This is a genomic window from Sinorhizobium saheli (assembly GCF_001651875.1).
GTDB classification, from domain to species: domain Bacteria; phylum Pseudomonadota; class Alphaproteobacteria; order Rhizobiales; family Rhizobiaceae; genus Sinorhizobium; species Sinorhizobium saheli.
Genome location: NZ_LNQB01000057.1, coordinates 21325 through 38194, shown reverse-complemented (window position 1 = coordinate 38194; position 16870 = coordinate 21325). Strand labels below are relative to the sequence as shown.

The 16870-nt window shown below is 65.1% G+C and carries 12 protein-coding genes and 1 riboswitch; of the genes, 8 read left to right on the top strand and 4 right to left on the bottom strand.

From position 1 onward, the window contains the following. Positions 1–126 precede the first annotated feature (126 nt). Positions 127–1119 (top strand): YihY/virulence factor BrkB family protein, encoded by a 993-nt coding sequence (locus ATB98_RS04590; RefSeq protein ID WP_066869722.1) that lies wholly within the window; start codon positions 127–129, stop codon positions 1117–1119. 5 nt (positions 1120–1124) lie between these two features. Here ATB98_RS04590 and treY read toward each other — a convergent pair whose 3' ends face one another. Next, positions 1125–3737 carry a malto-oligosyltrehalose synthase gene (gene treY, locus ATB98_RS04585; RefSeq protein ID WP_066869719.1) on the bottom strand — a complete coding sequence of 871 codons (2613 nt, stop codon included), beginning with the start codon at positions 3735–3737 and terminating at the stop codon, positions 1125–1127. Between the two features lie 154 nt (positions 3738–3891). Continuing rightward, positions 3892–4347 carry a hypothetical protein gene (locus tag ATB98_RS04580; protein WP_066869716.1) on the bottom strand — a complete coding sequence of 152 codons (456 nt, stop codon included), beginning with the start codon at positions 4345–4347 and terminating at the stop codon, positions 3892–3894. 610 nt (positions 4348–4957) lie between these two features. On the opposite strand from ATB98_RS04580, the gene ATB98_RS04575 reads away from it, so the two are divergent. From ATB98_RS04575 to ATB98_RS04555, 5 genes are all read left to right on the top strand, one after another. Next, positions 4958–6130, top strand: a complete 1173-nt coding sequence (locus tag ATB98_RS04575) for an ABC transporter substrate-binding protein (protein WP_066869712.1) — start codon at positions 4958–4960, stop codon at positions 6128–6130. Positions 6131–6196: 66 nt separating this feature from the next. Beyond that, positions 6197–7060, top strand: a complete 864-nt coding sequence (locus ATB98_RS04570; protein WP_066869709.1) for a branched-chain amino acid ABC transporter permease — start codon at positions 6197–6199, stop codon at positions 7058–7060. A gap of 5 nt (positions 7061–7065) precedes the next feature. Next, positions 7066–8073 (top strand): branched-chain amino acid ABC transporter permease, encoded by a 1008-nt coding sequence (locus tag ATB98_RS04565; protein ID WP_066869792.1) that lies wholly within the window; start codon positions 7066–7068, stop codon positions 8071–8073. Next, the gene (locus ATB98_RS04560) at positions 8070–8834 is read left to right on the top strand and encodes an ABC transporter ATP-binding protein (RefSeq protein WP_066869706.1); all 765 of its coding nucleotides are present in this window, start codon (positions 8070–8072) and stop codon (positions 8832–8834) included. The genes ATB98_RS04565 and ATB98_RS04560 overlap by 4 nt, the downstream gene beginning before the upstream one ends. Continuing rightward, positions 8815–9531, top strand: coding sequence for an ABC transporter ATP-binding protein (locus ATB98_RS04555; protein ID WP_066869702.1), 717 nt, complete (start codon positions 8815–8817; stop codon positions 9529–9531). Before ATB98_RS04560 ends, ATB98_RS04555 begins: the two co-directional genes overlap by 20 nt. Before the next feature lie 204 nt (positions 9532–9735). Here the strand turns inward: ATB98_RS04555 and ATB98_RS04550 are convergent, their stop codons facing one another. Then, positions 9736–11724 (bottom strand): CHASE2 domain-containing protein, encoded by a 1989-nt coding sequence (locus ATB98_RS04550; protein ID WP_066869699.1) that lies wholly within the window; start codon positions 11722–11724, stop codon positions 9736–9738. Then, complete coding sequence (locus tag ATB98_RS04545; RefSeq protein ID WP_066869696.1) at positions 11724–15356, bottom strand: FecR domain-containing protein; 3633 nt, start codon at positions 15354–15356, stop codon at positions 11724–11726. Before ATB98_RS04545 ends, ATB98_RS04550 begins: the two co-directional genes overlap by 1 nt. Before the next feature lie 131 nt (positions 15357–15487). Between ATB98_RS04545 and ATB98_RS04540 the strand changes: the two genes are divergently transcribed. Together ATB98_RS04540 and ATB98_RS04535 are read left to right on the top strand one after the other, a co-directional pair. Next, positions 15488–16033 carry a Pycsar system effector family protein gene (locus tag ATB98_RS04540; RefSeq protein WP_066869693.1) on the top strand — a complete coding sequence of 182 codons (546 nt, stop codon included), beginning with the start codon at positions 15488–15490 and terminating at the stop codon, positions 16031–16033. 150 nt (positions 16034–16183) lie between these two features. After that, positions 16184–16388, top strand: a riboswitch (cobalamin riboswitch). Positions 16389–16633: 245 nt separating this feature from the next. Then, positions 16634–16864: a hypothetical protein gene (locus ATB98_RS04535; protein WP_153435883.1), complete on the top strand. Its 231-nt coding sequence runs from the start codon at positions 16634–16636 to the stop codon at positions 16862–16864. The last annotated feature ends 6 nt before the right edge of the window (positions 16865–16870 follow it).

Genomic DNA, 16870 nt, shown 5'->3' with positions numbered 1-16870 from the left:
GTGCCACGCGTCCGAGCCTGGGCAGGGAACAGGGGGATTGCTTCCGCGTTGCTATAGACGCCGCATGCCGCCGGCCATCACCTCGGTCGCAAGGCATGCGGATGGCAACACCGCTGGTTTCTTTTGATGAGCGCGGAGCAACTCGACTTGGTCAAGAGCCTTGAGGCCGCGGAGCCGGGAAGGGGCCGCAGCGCCGATCGCCCGGAGGGGATACCGGCGAAGGGCCTGCGAGACGTCTTCTGGCGGGTCGTTTCCGAAATCTCCGAGGAGCGCGTGCTCCTGATCGCCGCAGGGGTGAGTTTCTATCTCCTGCTCGCCCTGTTCCCCGCGCTCGGCGCCCTGGTGTCGCTCTACGGCTTCTTCGCCGACCCGTCCGACATCGGCGAACACATGATTATTCTGGACGAGCTTCTGCCGCCCGGTTCCTATAGCCTCATTGCGGACCAGTTGCAGGCCCTTACGACGCAGAAGGCCGCGACGCTCAGCCTCGGTTTCTTCGGCGGCCTGATCGTCTCCGTCTGGAGCGCTGCCAACGGGATTGCCGCGCTCTTCGATGCGATGAACGTTGCCTATGGCGAAAGGGAAAAGCGGAGCATAGTGAGGAGGACACTGTTGTGCCTTGCCTTCACCGTCGCCGCACTCCTCTTCGCCATTGCCCTGATCATAGCGGTCGGGGTGATCCCGGCGGTTCTTGCCTATCTCTGGGTCGACCGCTGGGTGGAGGTCGTGACCCGAGTGGCGCGGTGGCCGGCCATTCTCTTCCTCGCGACGATCGGCACGGTGCTCATTTACCGTTACGGGCCCAGCCGGGAGCGGGCAAAGCTGCGCTGGCTCAACTGGGGTGCCGTGTTCAGCACCCTGCTATGGATCGCCGCCTCCTGGCTCTTTTCCTTCTACCTGGAAAATTTCGCAAACTACAACGCCACCTACGGCGCCCTCGGCGCCCTGGTCGGCCTGATGATGTGGGTATGGATTTCCGTCGCCATATTGTTGATCGGCGCTCTTCTCAACGCCGAACTCGAGCACCAGACAGCGGTGGATTCCACGACCGGGGAACCGCAGCCCATGGGCGAGCGCGGGGCCTACGTGGCCGATACGCTCGGGAAGGCGGCCGACTGACGCCGTCACGCGTCGACGAGCAAGGCGACCGGAAAGTCACGCAACATCTCGGCGATGGGCAAGCGCGTCCACGGCTCGATGGTGGCGCCCGTAAGAATATCGCGCAGGCGCCTCGGCGGGCAGTCCGAGGGCCAGGTGACCCGGGTGTCCCGCCAGAGATCCGCCCGGACGGAGAGCCTGGTTTCGTCCACATGGCCGAAGACGAGCCGCGGGACGATCGTGATCGACAGTCCGCCCACCCCTGAGCGCATGAATGCGGCGGCGTGGCGGGAGCCAGGCCCTTGGACCTCGAGGGGGCGATAGTCGCCGCCCGCCAAGAGCTCGGCGCCCCGGTCGCGGCGAAAGTGGAGGCATGTGCCGATCAGCCATTGCTTGCAATCTTCAAAATCGCCGGCGGTCGGAGTTCGCGGAAGCGCGGCCGGCGACGCGAGGGCCGAGAAGCTGCGGCGGTTGTCGGGATCGACGAGCGACAGGTCGAGACGCTCGCTGCCCTGATAGATGTCCGGGATACCCGGCGCGGTCAGCTTCACCAGCGTTTGCGCGAGGCTGTTGATCAGTCCGGCTTGAATGAAGGGCCGGGCCGTCCTGTCGAAATGCTCGATAAATGCCCGATCGCGCCGGTCGAGAAGCGCACCGACAAACGCCTCGATCGCCGTTTCGTATTGGTCGTCGGGAGAGTCCCAGCTGGTGCTCAGCTTTGCTTCCCGGACCGCCTTGATGGCAAAGCCGATCATGCGCTCGCGCAGCGAGGAGAGGACGGCGTCATCGCGAGGAGGTTCGACCGGCCAGACGCCGAGCAGGCTCTGGTAGAGGAATTGCTCGGCTGATGGTTCCGGCGCATCGCCACCGGGAAGATGGCGGATCCGGCCGGCGTTCATCCCGTGCCATCGCCGAACCGCATCCGTCCAGGCGTCCGGCGCCTCGCTGAGCGCATAGAGACGGGCGCGCGCATCCTCGCCGCGCTTGGTGTCATGGGTCGACGTTGCCGAAAGGCCATTCGGCATTTTCTCCGCGCGCTCCTGCATCGTCCGATGAAAACGGTCGACGCCGCCCGGCCGCCAGCATGGGTCGGCACCCACCTCGTTTGCCGCGAGATAGTCGCCCCGCCGGTAGAAGAAGGTATCCTCGACCGCCTTGGCCGTCACGGCGCCGCTCTGTTGCTGAAAGCGTGTCCGGAATGCGGATTGCGGTTCACTGCCGGCGAGCTCCCCCTTCAGCGCGGCAACGAGCAAGGCTATCTCGGCGCGGGCGGCGGGCACGAGCGCCGATGCTTGCGCTCCAATCTCGTCGAGGAGCCTCCGGTCGCGCTCACTCGCACCGCGGTCGCTCACATAGGTCCGGTAGACGGGCAGCGCCGTCATCAGTTGGCGAATGGCTTCCGCGGTGTGGTGGCGCGGTCGAACCTCGGCGTTGCCGAGCCGGGCGGCAAGCCTGGCGAGCCGCATGACCTCCGTGTTGAAGCCATGGTGGAGCGCCTGCAGCTTGCATTCCCTGACGGCATCCTGCGCCGCGGATATTCCGTCCTCGTGCCAAAGTCCGGAGGTCTCATCGGTCAGGAGCTCCGCCAGCGCCGAGATGAACTCGTAACCCGTGGTGCCGTCGACGGGCCAATCCGGCGGGAGCGCTTCGTTCGGCTGCAATATCTTCTCGACGACGATATAGGCGCGGTCGCCGGCCCCCTCCCGCAACCGACGGAGATAGGCTTCGGGATGGGCAAGACCGTCGATGTGATCGATCCTCAGCCCGTCGATAAGACCATCCCTGACGAGGGAGAGGGCGAGCCGATGCGTGTCCTCGAAGACGGCCGGGTCTTCGACGCGCATGCCGATGAGACCGGCGACCTCGAAGAACCGCCGATAGCTGAGATGGTCGCGCGCGGTCCTCCAGCTCGTCAGCCGCCAGGGCTGTATCACGTGCAGGCGGCGCATACGCTCCGTGTCGGCGGAGAACCGCGCGAGGAGATCCTCGAGCTCGGCCGAGGCCGCCGGAGACGGGAACGCAGCCGCGATCTCGGCGTGAAGGCGTGCGGCATCTTTCGGCTTCGCGGCGCCGGCCGTGGCGGCGATTCGTTCGAGCACCGGACCCCCGTCCCTGAGAATTGCCGCATAGGAAGCGGGGTTGAGCGGATAGGGAGCGTCATGATAGCGCAGCGACAGGCAATTGCGGGTGCGGTTCAAGGCGAGCCGCACGTTGCCGGCCGCAAGTTCCTCGTCAAAGGACCGGTCGAGGAAAGGAAGGGTCAGCGGGCCGTTCCAGTCTATGTCGAAATGCCCGGCAAAGGCGCTGGCGCGCCCCCATTCGACCACGCTGTGCCACCAGTCATTCTCGAGGTGAGCGGCCATGTGGTTCGGGACGATGTCGAGGATGATGCCGAGACCCTCGGCCTTGAGCGCACGGACGAGGCCGAGAAAGCCATCCTGGCCGCCGAGCACGGGGTCGATTTCGTTATAGTCGGTAATGTCGTAGCCATGCGTCGAGCCGCGCACCGCCGTGAATACGGGCGAGGCATAGAGATGCGATATGCCGAGCTCTACCAGGTGAGGGATCAGCGCCACGGCCTTCGCGAAGTCCATGCCGTTTCGAAATTGCAGTCGGTAGGTCGAGTCGGGCGGGCGCATGGCGGCGTGCTGGATTGTCTACCCGGTTCAACACGATGGGCGAGCGCTTTGTTCCCGGGCGTTCGCTCTTGCAGCCGTTCGCAGCGGTGATTGCCTTCGCGGCAATGCCGCGCCCTGATGAAGTGCGCGGCATTGCGACGGAGTCGTCAGGTTATCAGGTGGCGCGGGCGATGTTCCAATCAAGCCGGCGCACGTCCCGCTGCAAGTCCGTATAGGACCGGTACGGTAGCATGCCGTGATGGCGAGCCGCCACCTGCATCGCGCCGGCACGGATGCTCGCTTCCTCGCGACGCAGCCTGTTGAAGGCGACGCCGCTGAGCTTGCCCTGCGAGCGTTCCGCGTCCATGCGCCGATCAGCCGCGCGAAGCGCATGGAGGATGCCGGCGAGCCGGGGTCGCTCAACGACCGCAGCCGACGCTTCGGTCGCGATGATGGGCACTGGAGCGCTCATCGCGCCGTCATTGGGATAAAGACCCTGGTAATAGTCGCCGTTTTCGACTCGGTCCGACGACGGCATGTGCGTCTCGTGGCTTTGGGCGGCAAATGCGCCGCCGGCGGCGAACGCCAGGGCGAGGGTTGCAACTACGGATGTCTTGATGAGCGAGCGCATTTTTGCGTCTCCCTGATTTGCGGAAGCGACCGGCTTCCCGTCGAGGCCGTCTCATACCGTCGCGTCGTGGCCGTTCGGTCACCGGCAGTATTCAGCCTCGGCGATATAAATAACCAGGCAGATCGTCTGCGTCATGTTAAAAATGGTTAATGTATTTCTCGGACTGTTCTTCCGAAACCTCTAGTGAAATACGAATTTTCTGGGAATTCGATTTGAAAACAAATGAGTAGTTCATCCTGTTGTTGCGCTGGTTATGCTGCTGCTACACTCATGAAACTATTGTAATGTTTTTCGCCACAACTCTGCGCGGGACAATCCTCGGCGAGGACGTACGAAGCCGCCGCCCTCGGGCAGCGCGGCCGCAGAGGCCGGCATGGCCGCGAGCGCGCCTGTTTCGTTCGGCTTGGCCTGCGGGCGATTGCGTCGAACGCGACCATTGCGATAGCGGTCGGACGCGGCCGCTTGGGAATCCATAACCTGGCGATTATGGATTTCCGCCTATATTTCATTTCTGCATTACCGTTTGCCATGGCAGACTGGCCGCCGTTCAATCGCGATTGATCTTAAAGCGATGCCGGGTGGGAGTGGCCGGGCGTCGCGGGGAGGACAGATGAAACGGACCATCCTGGCTGCGCTCGCGGCCTTGGCAATGAGCGGTGCGGCCTGCGCCGACACGATCAAGATCGGCGTCATCGGGCCCTTTTCCGGCCCCTTCGCGCTGCAGGGTAAGAACTTCAAGGCGGGCATCGACGCCTATATGGCGATGAACGGCAGCAAGGTGGGTGACGACGACATAGAGGTCATCTACCGCGACGTGCCGCAGCCCGATCCGGCGCAGTCGAAGGCGCTCGCGCAGGAGCTGGTGGTCAAGGAAGGCGTGCAATATCTCGCCGGCTTCTATTTCACGCCGGATGCGATGGCGGTCACGCCGCTGCTCGAGCAGGCGAACGTGCCGCTCGTGATCATGAATGCCGCGACATCGGCGATCGTCACCAAGAGCCCGCTCGCCGTGCGCACGTCGTTCACGCTCTGGCAGACATCCACGCCGATCGCCAAGGTCACAAAGGATGCCGGTGTCTCGAAGATCATCTCGGTCGTCAGCGACTACGGCCCCGGCGTCGACGCGGAGAACGCGTTCAAGCAGGGTTTTGAAGCGGTAGGAGGCGAGATCGTCGAGGCGATCCGCATGCCGCTCTCGACCAACGACTTCTCGCCGATCATGCAGCGCATCAAGGACTCGGGCGCGGAAGGTGTCTTCGCCTTCCTGCCGTCCGGCCCGACGACGCTCGGCTTCGTCAAGGCCTTCAACGAAAACGGCCTCAAGGACGCCGGGATCAAGTTCTTCGCGCCGGGCGACCTGACGCAGGAATCGGACCTGCCGGCACTCGGCGAGGCCGCGCTCGGCATTCGCACGACCTTCCACTACGCCGTCTCGCACGACTCGCCCGAAAACAAGGCCTTCGTCGAGGCGGCCGCCAAGGCGATCGGCAATCCGGCGGAGCTCTCCTTCCCGGCGGTCGGCGCCTATGACGGCATGCATGTCATCTACAAGATGATCGAGGCGACCGGCGGCGAGCAGGATGCCGCCAAGGCGGTCGATGCGGTCAAGGGCCTCTCCTGGACGAGCCCGCGCGGGCCCGTGTCGATCGATCCGGAATCGCGTCACATCACGCAGAACATCTATCTGCGCGAGGTGGCCAAGGCCGATGACGGCACCTATTACAACAAGGAGATCCAGACCTTCGAGAAGCAGGGCGATCCCGGCCTTGCGGCGCTGAAGTAGGATCGATCGCCGATCCGGAAAAGGGGGCAGACCGGCCTCGCACCCCTGAAGGAACAGGATGGGCTGATGCAAACCATCTTCAGCATAGCGGTCGATGCGCTCGCCTACGGCATGGTGCTGTTCGTGATCTCGATCGGCCTCTCCGTCACCATGGGCCTCATGCGGGTCGTCAACCTCGCCCACGGGGCCTTCGCGATGATCGGCGGCTATATCGCCTCCTACGCGGCGCGCGATCTCGGCCTCGGCTACGGGTTGGCGGTACTGATCGCGGTCTTCGGCACGATCGTCATCGCCGTGCCGATCGAGCGGCTCCTCTACCGGCGCATCTACGGAGCACCGGAACTGACGCAGGTCCTGATGACGATCGGCATCACCTTCTGCATCATCGGCATCGCCAATTATGTCTTCGGCCCGACGCTCAAGACGATGCCGCTGCCGCCGGGCCTCAGGGGCTCCGTCGACCTCGGCTTCCGCTCGATCGCGACGCACCGGCTCTTCGCGATCGCCTGCGGCCTCGCCGTTGCCGTGGGCCTCTGGTACGCGATCGAGAAGACCGCCTTCGGGGTGAAGCTCAGGGCTTCCGTCGACAATGCGGCGATGGCGGCGGCACTCGGGGTCCGCACAGAGATCGTCTATGCGGTGAGCTTCGCCGTCGCCGTCGGGCTCGCCGCGCTCGGCGGCGTCGTCGGTGCCGAACTCTTGCCCGTCGAGCCCTATTATGCGCTGCGCTACATGGTGACCTTCCTCGTCGTCGTTTCCGTCGGGGGCGCGGGGTCGATCCCGGGAGCGTTGCTTGCCTGCCTGCTGCTCGGCGGGATCGACACGGCAGGGCGCTACCTGATGCCGGAGTTCGGCGAGTTCTTCTTCTATCTCGCCGTCATCGCCATCGTCTGCGTCTTCCCGCGCGGCCTGGCGGGAAGGACGAGATAATGACCATGGCGACGATGAACGACACGGTCGCGACGACGACCGCTCCGGTGAAACGGCGCAGCTTCGGCCGTGACCTGGCCGGCCTCGCGGTGATCCTCGCGCTCGCCGCGATCGGTTACCTCCTGTTTCCCAACAACCTGGCGCTTCTGACGCGCATCACCGCGATCGCGCTCCTGGTGCTCTCGCTCGATCTCGTCACCGGCTATTGCGGCGTGGCGACGCTCGGCCAGGCGGCGCTCTTCGGCAGCGGCGCCTATGCCGCCGGCATCGCCGCGGTTCATTTCGGGATCACCGATCCGCTGCTGATGCTCGTCTCAGGCGTCCTCGGCGGTGCGTTCGCAGGGCTCGTCTGCGGCGTGGTCATCCTGAGGGCGCATGGCCTTCCGCAACTCGTGCTTTCGATCGCCCTCATCCACCTGTTCCACGAGTTCGCCAACAAGGCCTCGTCCTGGACAGGCGGCAGCGACGGGCTTGCCGGTATCGCGCCCGATCCGCTGCTCGGTCTCTTCGCGTTCGACCTCTGGGGTCGCACCGCCTATGGCTTCGGCATCGGGCTCCTGGCCGTCGTCTTTGCGCTTCTGCGCCTGATCGTGCGCTCGCCCTTCGGCATGCTCTGCCGCGGCATCAAGGAGGACCCGATCCGTATCCGGGCGATGGGTGCCTCGCCGCGCGTGGCGATCGTGAAAATGTACGTCCTTTCCGGCGCGGTCGCGGGCGTCGGCGGGGCACTCAACGCCATCTCGACACAGGTGGTCGGCCTCGATAGCCTCTCCTTCACACTCTCGGCCGAAAGCCTGGTGATGCTCGTCCTCGGCGGCACCGGCTCGCTGTTCGGCGCGCTCGCCGGCACCATCGTCTTCATGTTCTTCGAGGACATCGTCTCGGCCGCCAATCCCTTCCATTGGCTGACCATGGTCGGGGCGCTCCTGATCGCCGTCGTCTTGTTCGCGCCGCGCGGTCTTTACGGAACGGCGGCCGCCTTCGTTGCGCGCCGGCGGGAGGCAGGCCGATGAGCGCGATTTTCGAAGTCAGGAACCTGAAGCGCTCCTTCGGCGGCCTCGCCGTCACCGACGACGTCAGCCTGTCGATGGCGCCCGGCGACCGCGTCGCCTTGATCGGCCCGAACGGCGCCGGCAAGACGACCTTCGTCAATCTCGTCACCGGCAATCTCAAGGCCGATGCCGGCGACGTCCGGATCGGCGGCGAAAGCGTCACGCACATCGATGCGATCGGCCGTGTCCGGCGCGGGCTGGTGCGCTCGTTCCAGGTGACGCGGCTGTTTCACGAGATGACGCCGGCCGAGCACGTGGCGCTCGCGGTCCTGCAGCGCGACGGCCGGGCGGGGCGTCTGTTCGGTCATTTCCTCGCCATGCCGGACGTCATGGCGGAGGTCGGCGACCTCCTCGGCAAGCTCGGCCTGCGCGAGCTGATGCACCGGCGCGTCAGCGAGATCGCCTATGGCCAGCAGCGGCTCCTGGAGATTGCGGTGGCGCTGGCGCTGAAGCCAAGGGTGCTGCTGCTCGACGAACCGGCGGCCGGCGTGCCGCAAAGCGACACCGGGCGCATCGAAGAGGCGCTCGCCGATCTTCCGGCGGATCTCGCCGTGCTGATGATCGAGCACGACATGGATCTCGTCTTCCGTTTCGCCAAGCGGGTCATCGTGCTTGCCGCCGGCGCCATCATCTTCGACGGCACGCCGTCGGAGGTGACCAGGGACCAGCGCGTGCGCGAGGCCTATCTCGGGAGCTATGCCAATGCCAGCCACGCCGCTTGAGGTCGAAAATCTCTCCGCCGGCTACGGGCCGACGCGGGTGCTCGAGGGGATCTCCTTCTCGGTGCCGGCCGGCGCGCGCCTTGCCGTGCTCGGCCGCAACGGCATGGGCAAGACGACGCTGCTTGCGACGCTCGCCGGCCAGACCCGCCGCTACGACGGGCGCATCCGCATCGGCGAGACGGACGTCACCACGCTGCCGAGCGCGTCGCGGGCGCTGAGCGGCCTCGGCTTCGTGCCGCAGGCGCGCTGCGTCTTCCCGACGTTGACGGTCGAGGAGAACCTTTTCGTCGGCCTCAAGGGTCGGCCGAAGACCGCGGTCGCGGAAGCCTACGAGATGTTCCCGCGCCTGTACGAGCGGCGGAAGAACCTCGGTTCGCAGCTTTCCGGCGGCGAGCAGCAGATGCTTTCGACCGCCCGCTCGATCCTCGGCCGGCCGTCGGTGCTGCTCCTCGACGAGCCGCTCGAAGGCCTTGCGCCGGTGATCTGCGAGGAGCTGATGAAGGCCTTCGCCGAGCTTGCAAGAACCGGGGACATGACGATCCTGCTCGTCGAGCAGCGCATCCAGAGCGCGATCGATTTCGCCGACCATGTCATCATCCTGGAGCGGGGCGGGCTTGCCTGGAGCGGCACGCCGGCGGCGCTCGCGAAGGATCAGGCGGCGGTCGAGCGGCTGCTCGGCGTTGGCGGGTTGCATTAGCCTTATAAGCGGCGCGGATGCGCCCCTCATCCGGCCTGCCGGCCACCTTCTCGCGCGAGCGGGGCGAAGAGACGAGCGGCGCGCGTCTGCTCCTCACTTCAGCCCGCAGGCGGGAGAGAAGGTCAGGGTGGGTGCGGCATTGTCCCTTCTCCCCATCACGATGGGGAGAAGGTGGCCGGCAGGCCGGATGAGGGGCGCATCCGCTCAGCCCGAGAGCCGCTGGCGTTCGCGCTCGTAATAGCGCTCGAGCGATGGCAGTTCCTCTTTGAGCGCGTCGAGCAAGCCGTCGTCGAGAGTGATTTCACCTTTATATTTTCGCGCGACATAGGCGTGATGGCGTTGGAGCGCCGCGTCCGAAGCGCCTTCGGCGACCGTAAAGACGGGCGAGACCGCGTTGCGCCCCTTGACGGTGATCCGGTCTAGCTCGGCGATCGGGAATTTCGGCGCGGCAAGTACGGCCGTCCGCTCGCCGAGGAGGAGGGGCACGCCGTAGTCCTTCGAGGCACCTTCGAGGCGGGAGGCGAGATTGACGGCGTCCCCCAGCGCCGAATAGTCGAAGCGGCGGGCGGAGCCCATGTTGCCGACGACGCATTCGCCGGTGTTGATGCCGATGCCGATGCGGAGCGTCTTCGGCGGGCGTCCCGCCGCCCTAACTTCGGCCTCCAGTTCTGCGTTCAGCCGTTTGAGCGCGGCGAGCATGTCGCGCGCCGCCGCAACGGCATGGACCGCATGGTCGGGATCGTCGAGCGGCGCGTTCCAGAAGGCCATCAGGCAGTCGCCGATATATTTGTCGATCGTGCCGCCTTTATTGAGCACCGCCTCCGACAGCGGCGTCAGCAGCCGGTTGATCAGCGTCGTCAGCCCCTCCGGGTCGTCCTTCATGTCCTCCGAAATCGTCGTGAAGCCGCGCACGTCGCAGAAGAGGATCGTCAGCGTGCGCCTTTCGCCGCCGAGCTTCAGCTGCGACGGGTCCTGCGCCAGACGCTCGACGAGGGCCGGCGAGAGATATTGCGAAAAGGCGAGCGTGATCTCGCGTCGCCGCCGCCGCTCCTCCGCATAGTCGAGCCCCGCCTGGCCGATCGCGACGCCGAGGAAGGCCAACCCGGGACCGAGCGGCGAGACGAACACATGGCCGACGCGCATCAGCCCATAGCTCGCAAGAAGGATGAGCGTGAGCGTGAGCGCGCCGTATCCGAGGGTCCGCCAGTTCGTCGACTTGCGAACGGTCAGCGCGGCGGCGAGCGCGGCCAGAATGATCGCCGGTATGATGACCGCGCCGCGCGCCTGGCTGATGAAGAGCCGGTGCACGAGATTGTCGTAGATGCTCGCCTGGATTTCCGCGCCGGCGACGAGCCCGCGCGAAAAGACCGTATCGGAGGTGGCGAAGGCATCCGCGCCGCCATCGGCGATCGACGGTGCATTCTGCAGGCTCAGGCCGACGATGACCACGCGATCGCGGAAGGTGCCGTCCGGCAGGAAGTTTTCGGGATCGAGCGCCTGGTAGTAGGAAACCGTCGGATAGGTGCGCGCCGGGCCGAAGGTCTGGATCAGGGCCCTGCGCGGCGGCGGCTCCGGGTCGGCTCCGGCGACGGTCGCAAGCGTCAGGGCGAACCCGTCCGGATAGGGTGGGATCTGCCTCAGCGTGCCGTCGCCGCTGAGATTGACCGAGGCGATGCCCACTTTCGCGCCTTTGTCGGTGAAGAGCGGCAGCGGCTCCGTGCGGACGAACTGTTCGGCTTGCGGCGTCTGGATCACCGTCTGGTCGCCGGCAAGCACCACGTCCGGGCCGAGAGCCTTGGCCAGAGCCTCATCGTTTTCGGGCGCTGCTGCCGGCTCCGCGAAGATGACGTCGAAGGCGATCGCCTTCGCACCGGCCTTCCTCAGCGCCTCGATCAGCCGGCCATGGAGCGCCCGCGGCCACGGCCACTGGCTGCCGATCTCGGCCATTGACGGCTCGTCGATCGCGACGATGACGGGCCCGTCCTGAGGCAGCGCCGGGCGGCCAATGATCGAGAGATAGTCGTAGGCCCTGAGGTCGGCGAGCGACCAGGAGCCGGTGAGCGACGCAAGCGAGACGAAAGCGGCGACGAATGTGGTCAGGGCGGCGAGCTTGGTTCGCCGCCTGGAGAGGCGAAGTCGATCGATCACGGCAAAGGCGTGTCGACGGGCGAGCGCTGGACGAGGGGCGTTCATCAGAACCGCACTTTGACCGTGCCCTTGACGGTGGGACCCCAGCCGGGAAGGCCATTGCTCAACTCGAACTCCTCGTCGAGGAGGTTATAGCCCGCCAACTCGACCTCGATGCGCTTGTCGAAGGGCTCCCATTGCAGCGCGGCATCGAGGGTCCAGAAATCGTCCAGCGTAGCCGCCCCGTCGCGTCGCTCGCCAATATAGTTTGCCGCGATAGTCGTCTTTATGTTCGCCGTATTGACCCAGGTGAGTGCGACCTGGCCGGAGTTCTCGGGGAGCAATGGTAGATCGCCGGCTGCGTTGTTGCGAAACTCCGAGAGGTCTTCGCTTTCGGTGCGCGCGAAAGTCGCGGAAAGACCGAGGCCGTGGCCGAGTGCCAAGTTGGCAGTGAAGGCGACGCGATCGAGACGGGCCTTGTCGAACCTGTACTCGTTCGCCGACAACGGAAAGTCGACGATGCCGTCGCGGATCTCCTGATGCTGATAGTCGACCGCGGTGAAAAGCCAGTCGTTCCATTCTGCATCCCACCGAAGAGCCAGCGTATCGGCATAGCCACTGGTGCTGGTCAGGAATTGGTTCGGCTGCAGCCCGACGATGCCGACGGGCGCAAGCGTCGCCGCGCCAAAGTTGTAGCCCTCGCGCTGGACGGCTGCCCTCAGCCAATGCCCCGAGATTGGCGCCCAGGCGATGCCGAGCTTCGGTTCCAGTCGCACGTTGTTGTTGTGGACATCTTCGATGTAGCGGGCGAACAGCGCGCCTTCGACCTTGAGGTCGGGCGTGATCTCGTAAAGACCATCGATATAGGCCTTCATGACGGCCTGTTCCGCCGACGCGGATATCGAAGTTATGGTCGGCGGACTGGAAACGTCCTCAAAATAATCGAAGCGGGAATCGGAGACGATCGCGCCGCCCTCGATCCCGTAGCGCCAGGTCAAGTCTCCTTCACCGTAAAGATGGTTGACTGCGGCGACATAGCTCTTCTGCTTCGACTCCTGCCTTATGCTTTCCCTGTTCTGGAACGGGCCGCTGGTGAGGACGGTGTTCTCGTTGTAGGTCTGCTGCTCGTCACCGTAAAAGAATGCCGCGTTGACGATGTTGCGGTAGCCAAAGGTATGGCTCCAGGCGATGCCACCCAGTAGACCTGCGGAATCATTGCCGATCGAGATGTCCGACGTGAAAAACGGTGTGGGCGCCCTTATCCATTTCTGCAGGTCGTCGCCATCCGCGTAGTTGACATAGGCGACGATGCGGTCATCGGGCGCAGGCGTCGCCGTCAGAAAGCCATTGGCCTCGATCAAGCGGATGTCGCGTTCGATACGATTGCCCGCACCCTGATCAATGGTGTCGCGCGGCTCTTCCCATTGGAAGTTGCCGAAGACGCTGATCGGGAAGGGCGAAACGGTAAGCCCGCGAATCTCCGCTTCCCCGATCCAGCCGGTGTGGTCATCATCCGCGATGACACCACCGCCGAGTTCGGCCTCGAAGAACGGGGATTGCAGCAGATTTGCCGTGCGTTCCCGACCGGCGAGCATGTGGGGCTCGATCAGGAGCCCCTGGAAAAAGGCGGAGAAGGTCGACGGATTGCGCGAGTTGACGATCGAGCTGACAGTGAAATCATAATTGCTGAAGAGCGGATTAACGCTGCCGCGTACCGCTTGGTCGATGTAGCCGGCGCCGGTGAACGCATCGAAAACGACGTCCCCGTAATATTGCCCCCAGGCATCGAGGCCCTGCAGACGGAAGGCGTCGTTTAGGGTCGAGCCGGCAGTCTGGTTCGCTCCGAGCGCCGCGTTGTCGCCGCCGCGCGCCCGTGTGCGACGCATGGCTTCCTGGGCGTTGAGGATGGCGCCGTCCGCGTCATAGGCATCAATGGCGATGGCGGTACGTACCGTCGCCACGACCGGATCGTTCGGATCGAGCCTATCGGCATTGTCGAGCGCCTGGGCGGCGGGTACCCGGTCGCCTTTTTCGTAATGTGCTGCCGCGAGCAGGGTCTGCGCACCGGCATAGCCCGGATTGGCGGTCGAGCCGGCGAGCAGGTCTTCGACCGCCTTGTCCACGTCGCCGTTCTGCAGGTGATAGCGGCCGCGCGCGACCAGCATCAGGTCGAATGAGGGATCGATGGCAAGCGCCGCGTCGATCTCGCGCTTTGCCTCGGCGATTCGCGACTCGTCCAGGTACTGGATTGCGAGATTCGCGTGATAGAGCGGATCACCCGGATCGAGTTCAATCGCCCTCTTGAAGGCCCTCTCTGCGGCACGATTGTCGCCGCGGTCGCCCTGGACGAGGCCGATCGCGTTCCAGAGGGATGGGGAGCCCGGTGACGTCTCGAGCGCGCGTTCGAGATCGGCGAGCGCGTCGTCCTTGTCGTTGTCGATGAGGAAGCGGTAGCTGGCGCGCGCTTCGAGCGCGGTCGGATTGTCGGGGTCGATCGCTAGTCCCTTTTCGATGCCGTCGCGCATCTCGTCGCGATCGTCGAGCAGCATGGCGAAGTGTGCGCGGGCGGCGGGCAGCGTCGGATCGTCCGGATGCTGCCGCTCCGCCTTCGTGATCGTTTCGATCGCCGCTCGGATATCGGTGCGGAAGCCCGCCGTCCAGGCCTCCGCCAATGCGCCGTAAGCGCCGGAGGCTTGGGCGGGTGGGCTTTCGACACGGTCGGGATTGGCGAGCGCGCGGGCAAAATATCCGCCATAGGCAGCAATGGAGCGGCGTTTGGCGTCCAGTCCGCGGGCGGCCTTGGCAAAGAGCTTCGCTGCCTCGCCGTAGCGGTTCTCGGAACCGGCGATGAGCGCCGCAATGAGGTCTGCCCGGGCCGCTTGCGATCGATCGAGGCCGTGCCGGCGGGCTTGCTCCAATGCCGTGTGAGCTCGCTGCCGGCCGTCGAGCGTGAGATAGATTTCGGCAAGCGTCAGCCAGTCTTCGGCAGTACGGGAGGCTTCCGGTTGTGCCTCGATCCGCGCGCGCTGGCGGCGCATGTCGGGCATCTTCAGCGTTGTCGCCGGCATCCACACGAAGGCGTCGCGGAGCGCCAGGTGGAACAGCATCTGCTCGCGGTCCTTGGGCGTGACGATGACGATTCTCGTCGGCGCCTTGCCGATCGCGGCCACCGCACCCTCGCCCTGCTTCACCGTCACGCTGCCATAGGCATTCTTGAGTTCGACGACCCCTTCGAGGACGATCAGCGACGTCTTGCCGTCGCCACCGACAGTCAGCGTCCAATCCGTGCCGCGGATGGCGGCGGCTGCGGCCGGCGTGTCGATCACCAGGCCCTTGCCGCCGCGTTCGGCGCGCGCCCAGATCGTGCCCGATTGCAGTTCCAGCCTGGAGTCGCCCGCTCCGATTTCCTTGACGCGCAGGGCCGTGTTTCGCCCGAGCCGAATCTGTGTGTGATCCCGAAACAATACGGCGAGCGCCCCGGTCGCATTGGTGCGCAGCACGTCGCCGGGCAGCAGGTCCTGGGCGAGGTCGACGATCCGCCAGTTGGAGACGTCGACGAAGCGCACTTCCTCGCCGGACTTGCGGGCGATGACGGAGCCGGCGGCGGGCGCCGCGCGCTCTACCGGTTCGCCGAACGCCGGCCACGGCGCAAAGAGCGCCATTGCCGCAAGCAATGCTCCGGTTCTTGGTCTCCGCATCGCGCGATATGCCCCTCGTTACCGATGAATCCAGTGAATTTCGGGGGAAGAAAAGTCAAGAGCCCACTTTTGGGCGGATTTTGTTGCCCGCCCATGTAGTAAAGAGGTGGCGAGAGGGAAGGGGACGCGAGATGGACGCCGTGGGAAATCTGCACAAGTTCGAGCCGCCAGGCGAAGGAGCCGGGCAAGCCGGACCGCCGAGCGCCTATTACGACCATATCCGCAAGATCAATGACGTCTTCTACGATCAGATCAAGATGTCCGACCAGAAGGCGGCCTATATCTTTACCTTCATGTTCGCTTTTCTGGTCACGTCGCAAGAGGGGCAGGGCGTCTTTACCTGGCATCGCTATGTAGAGGGGGATGTTCTGCCGGTGATATTCTCGGCCGCGGTGGCGCTCGCTTCGATCTTTTCGATCATATCGGCGATCCTGGTGGTCCTGCCGAGGAAGAGCGCTACCTCGACGACGCTTTTCTGGGGCGCCTGGCTTGCGCATCGCAACAGCTTTTTCGAGGCGGCCGCTGCCGGCGATTCCAGCTATCTTTTCCGCCAGTACGCGGAGAACGCGGACGCGCTGTCGGCGATCGCCTGCGGCAAATACCGCTGCGTCACTTACGCCTTCCGCGGACTGCTCGCCACCGTGCTTGCCTATATTTGTCTCCTGGCGGTGAAGTGACAGGCGGCGCCTTGCGTCGTCGCGGTGAACGGATGAACGTTGCGATATTGCGCGGCCGGCCGTAACCGCGTCGCTCGCTTCGCTCCCGCCGGCTCAAAAACGCCGTGGAGACGTCGCAACCGGTCTGGCGAATCGCACCGCGGCCGTGCTCTACTCATGAGCGCTTGAGGTGCTGACCGGTTCATGCGACCGGTCGGAGAATTGGGAAGCCGGTCACGAATCCGGCGCTGCCCCCGCAACGGTAGCAGAACTGAAATGCGACAGAACCCACTGGGCAAGATGCCTGGGAAGGGGTCGCATGGGTCCGAAAGGACGGTTCTGGAGCCCGGAAACCAGCCTCGGGATTTTGAACTCGACTGATCGCGGTGGGCGGTCAAGAGGCGGATGACCGTGTTCGTCGGCGCTTCCAGTCCGAGGAGCATGGGCGCACGTTTCCCTTCATGTCCGCCATGCCCAGTCCTTGGAACCGACGAGGACCGACCATGGATATCCCCTCCGATATGCTCAGGCGGCTGAGGAACTGCAAGCCCGGCCACTGCCTGGACCAGCCCCTCTTGCTCTGCTCGCGACCAACGCCTGCCGTGAATATGGAGGCGTGACATGGAGCCGAGAGCAAGGATGCAAAGCCTCGGCACCCCGGAAGACATGTTCCTCGCCTGGTTCTTCGGGCTGCCCGATGGAGCCAATGTCGGACATGCGGCGCAGTCAGAGATTGCCCGGATCGACGGCATCGCCACACCCACCGGCTTGCTCCTGTCGTTCAGGAGCCTGCTGCACCAGGCCACGCTCAACATAACCCATCAGACGCGGCGCCGCCGCCGTCGCCATTGAGCCACG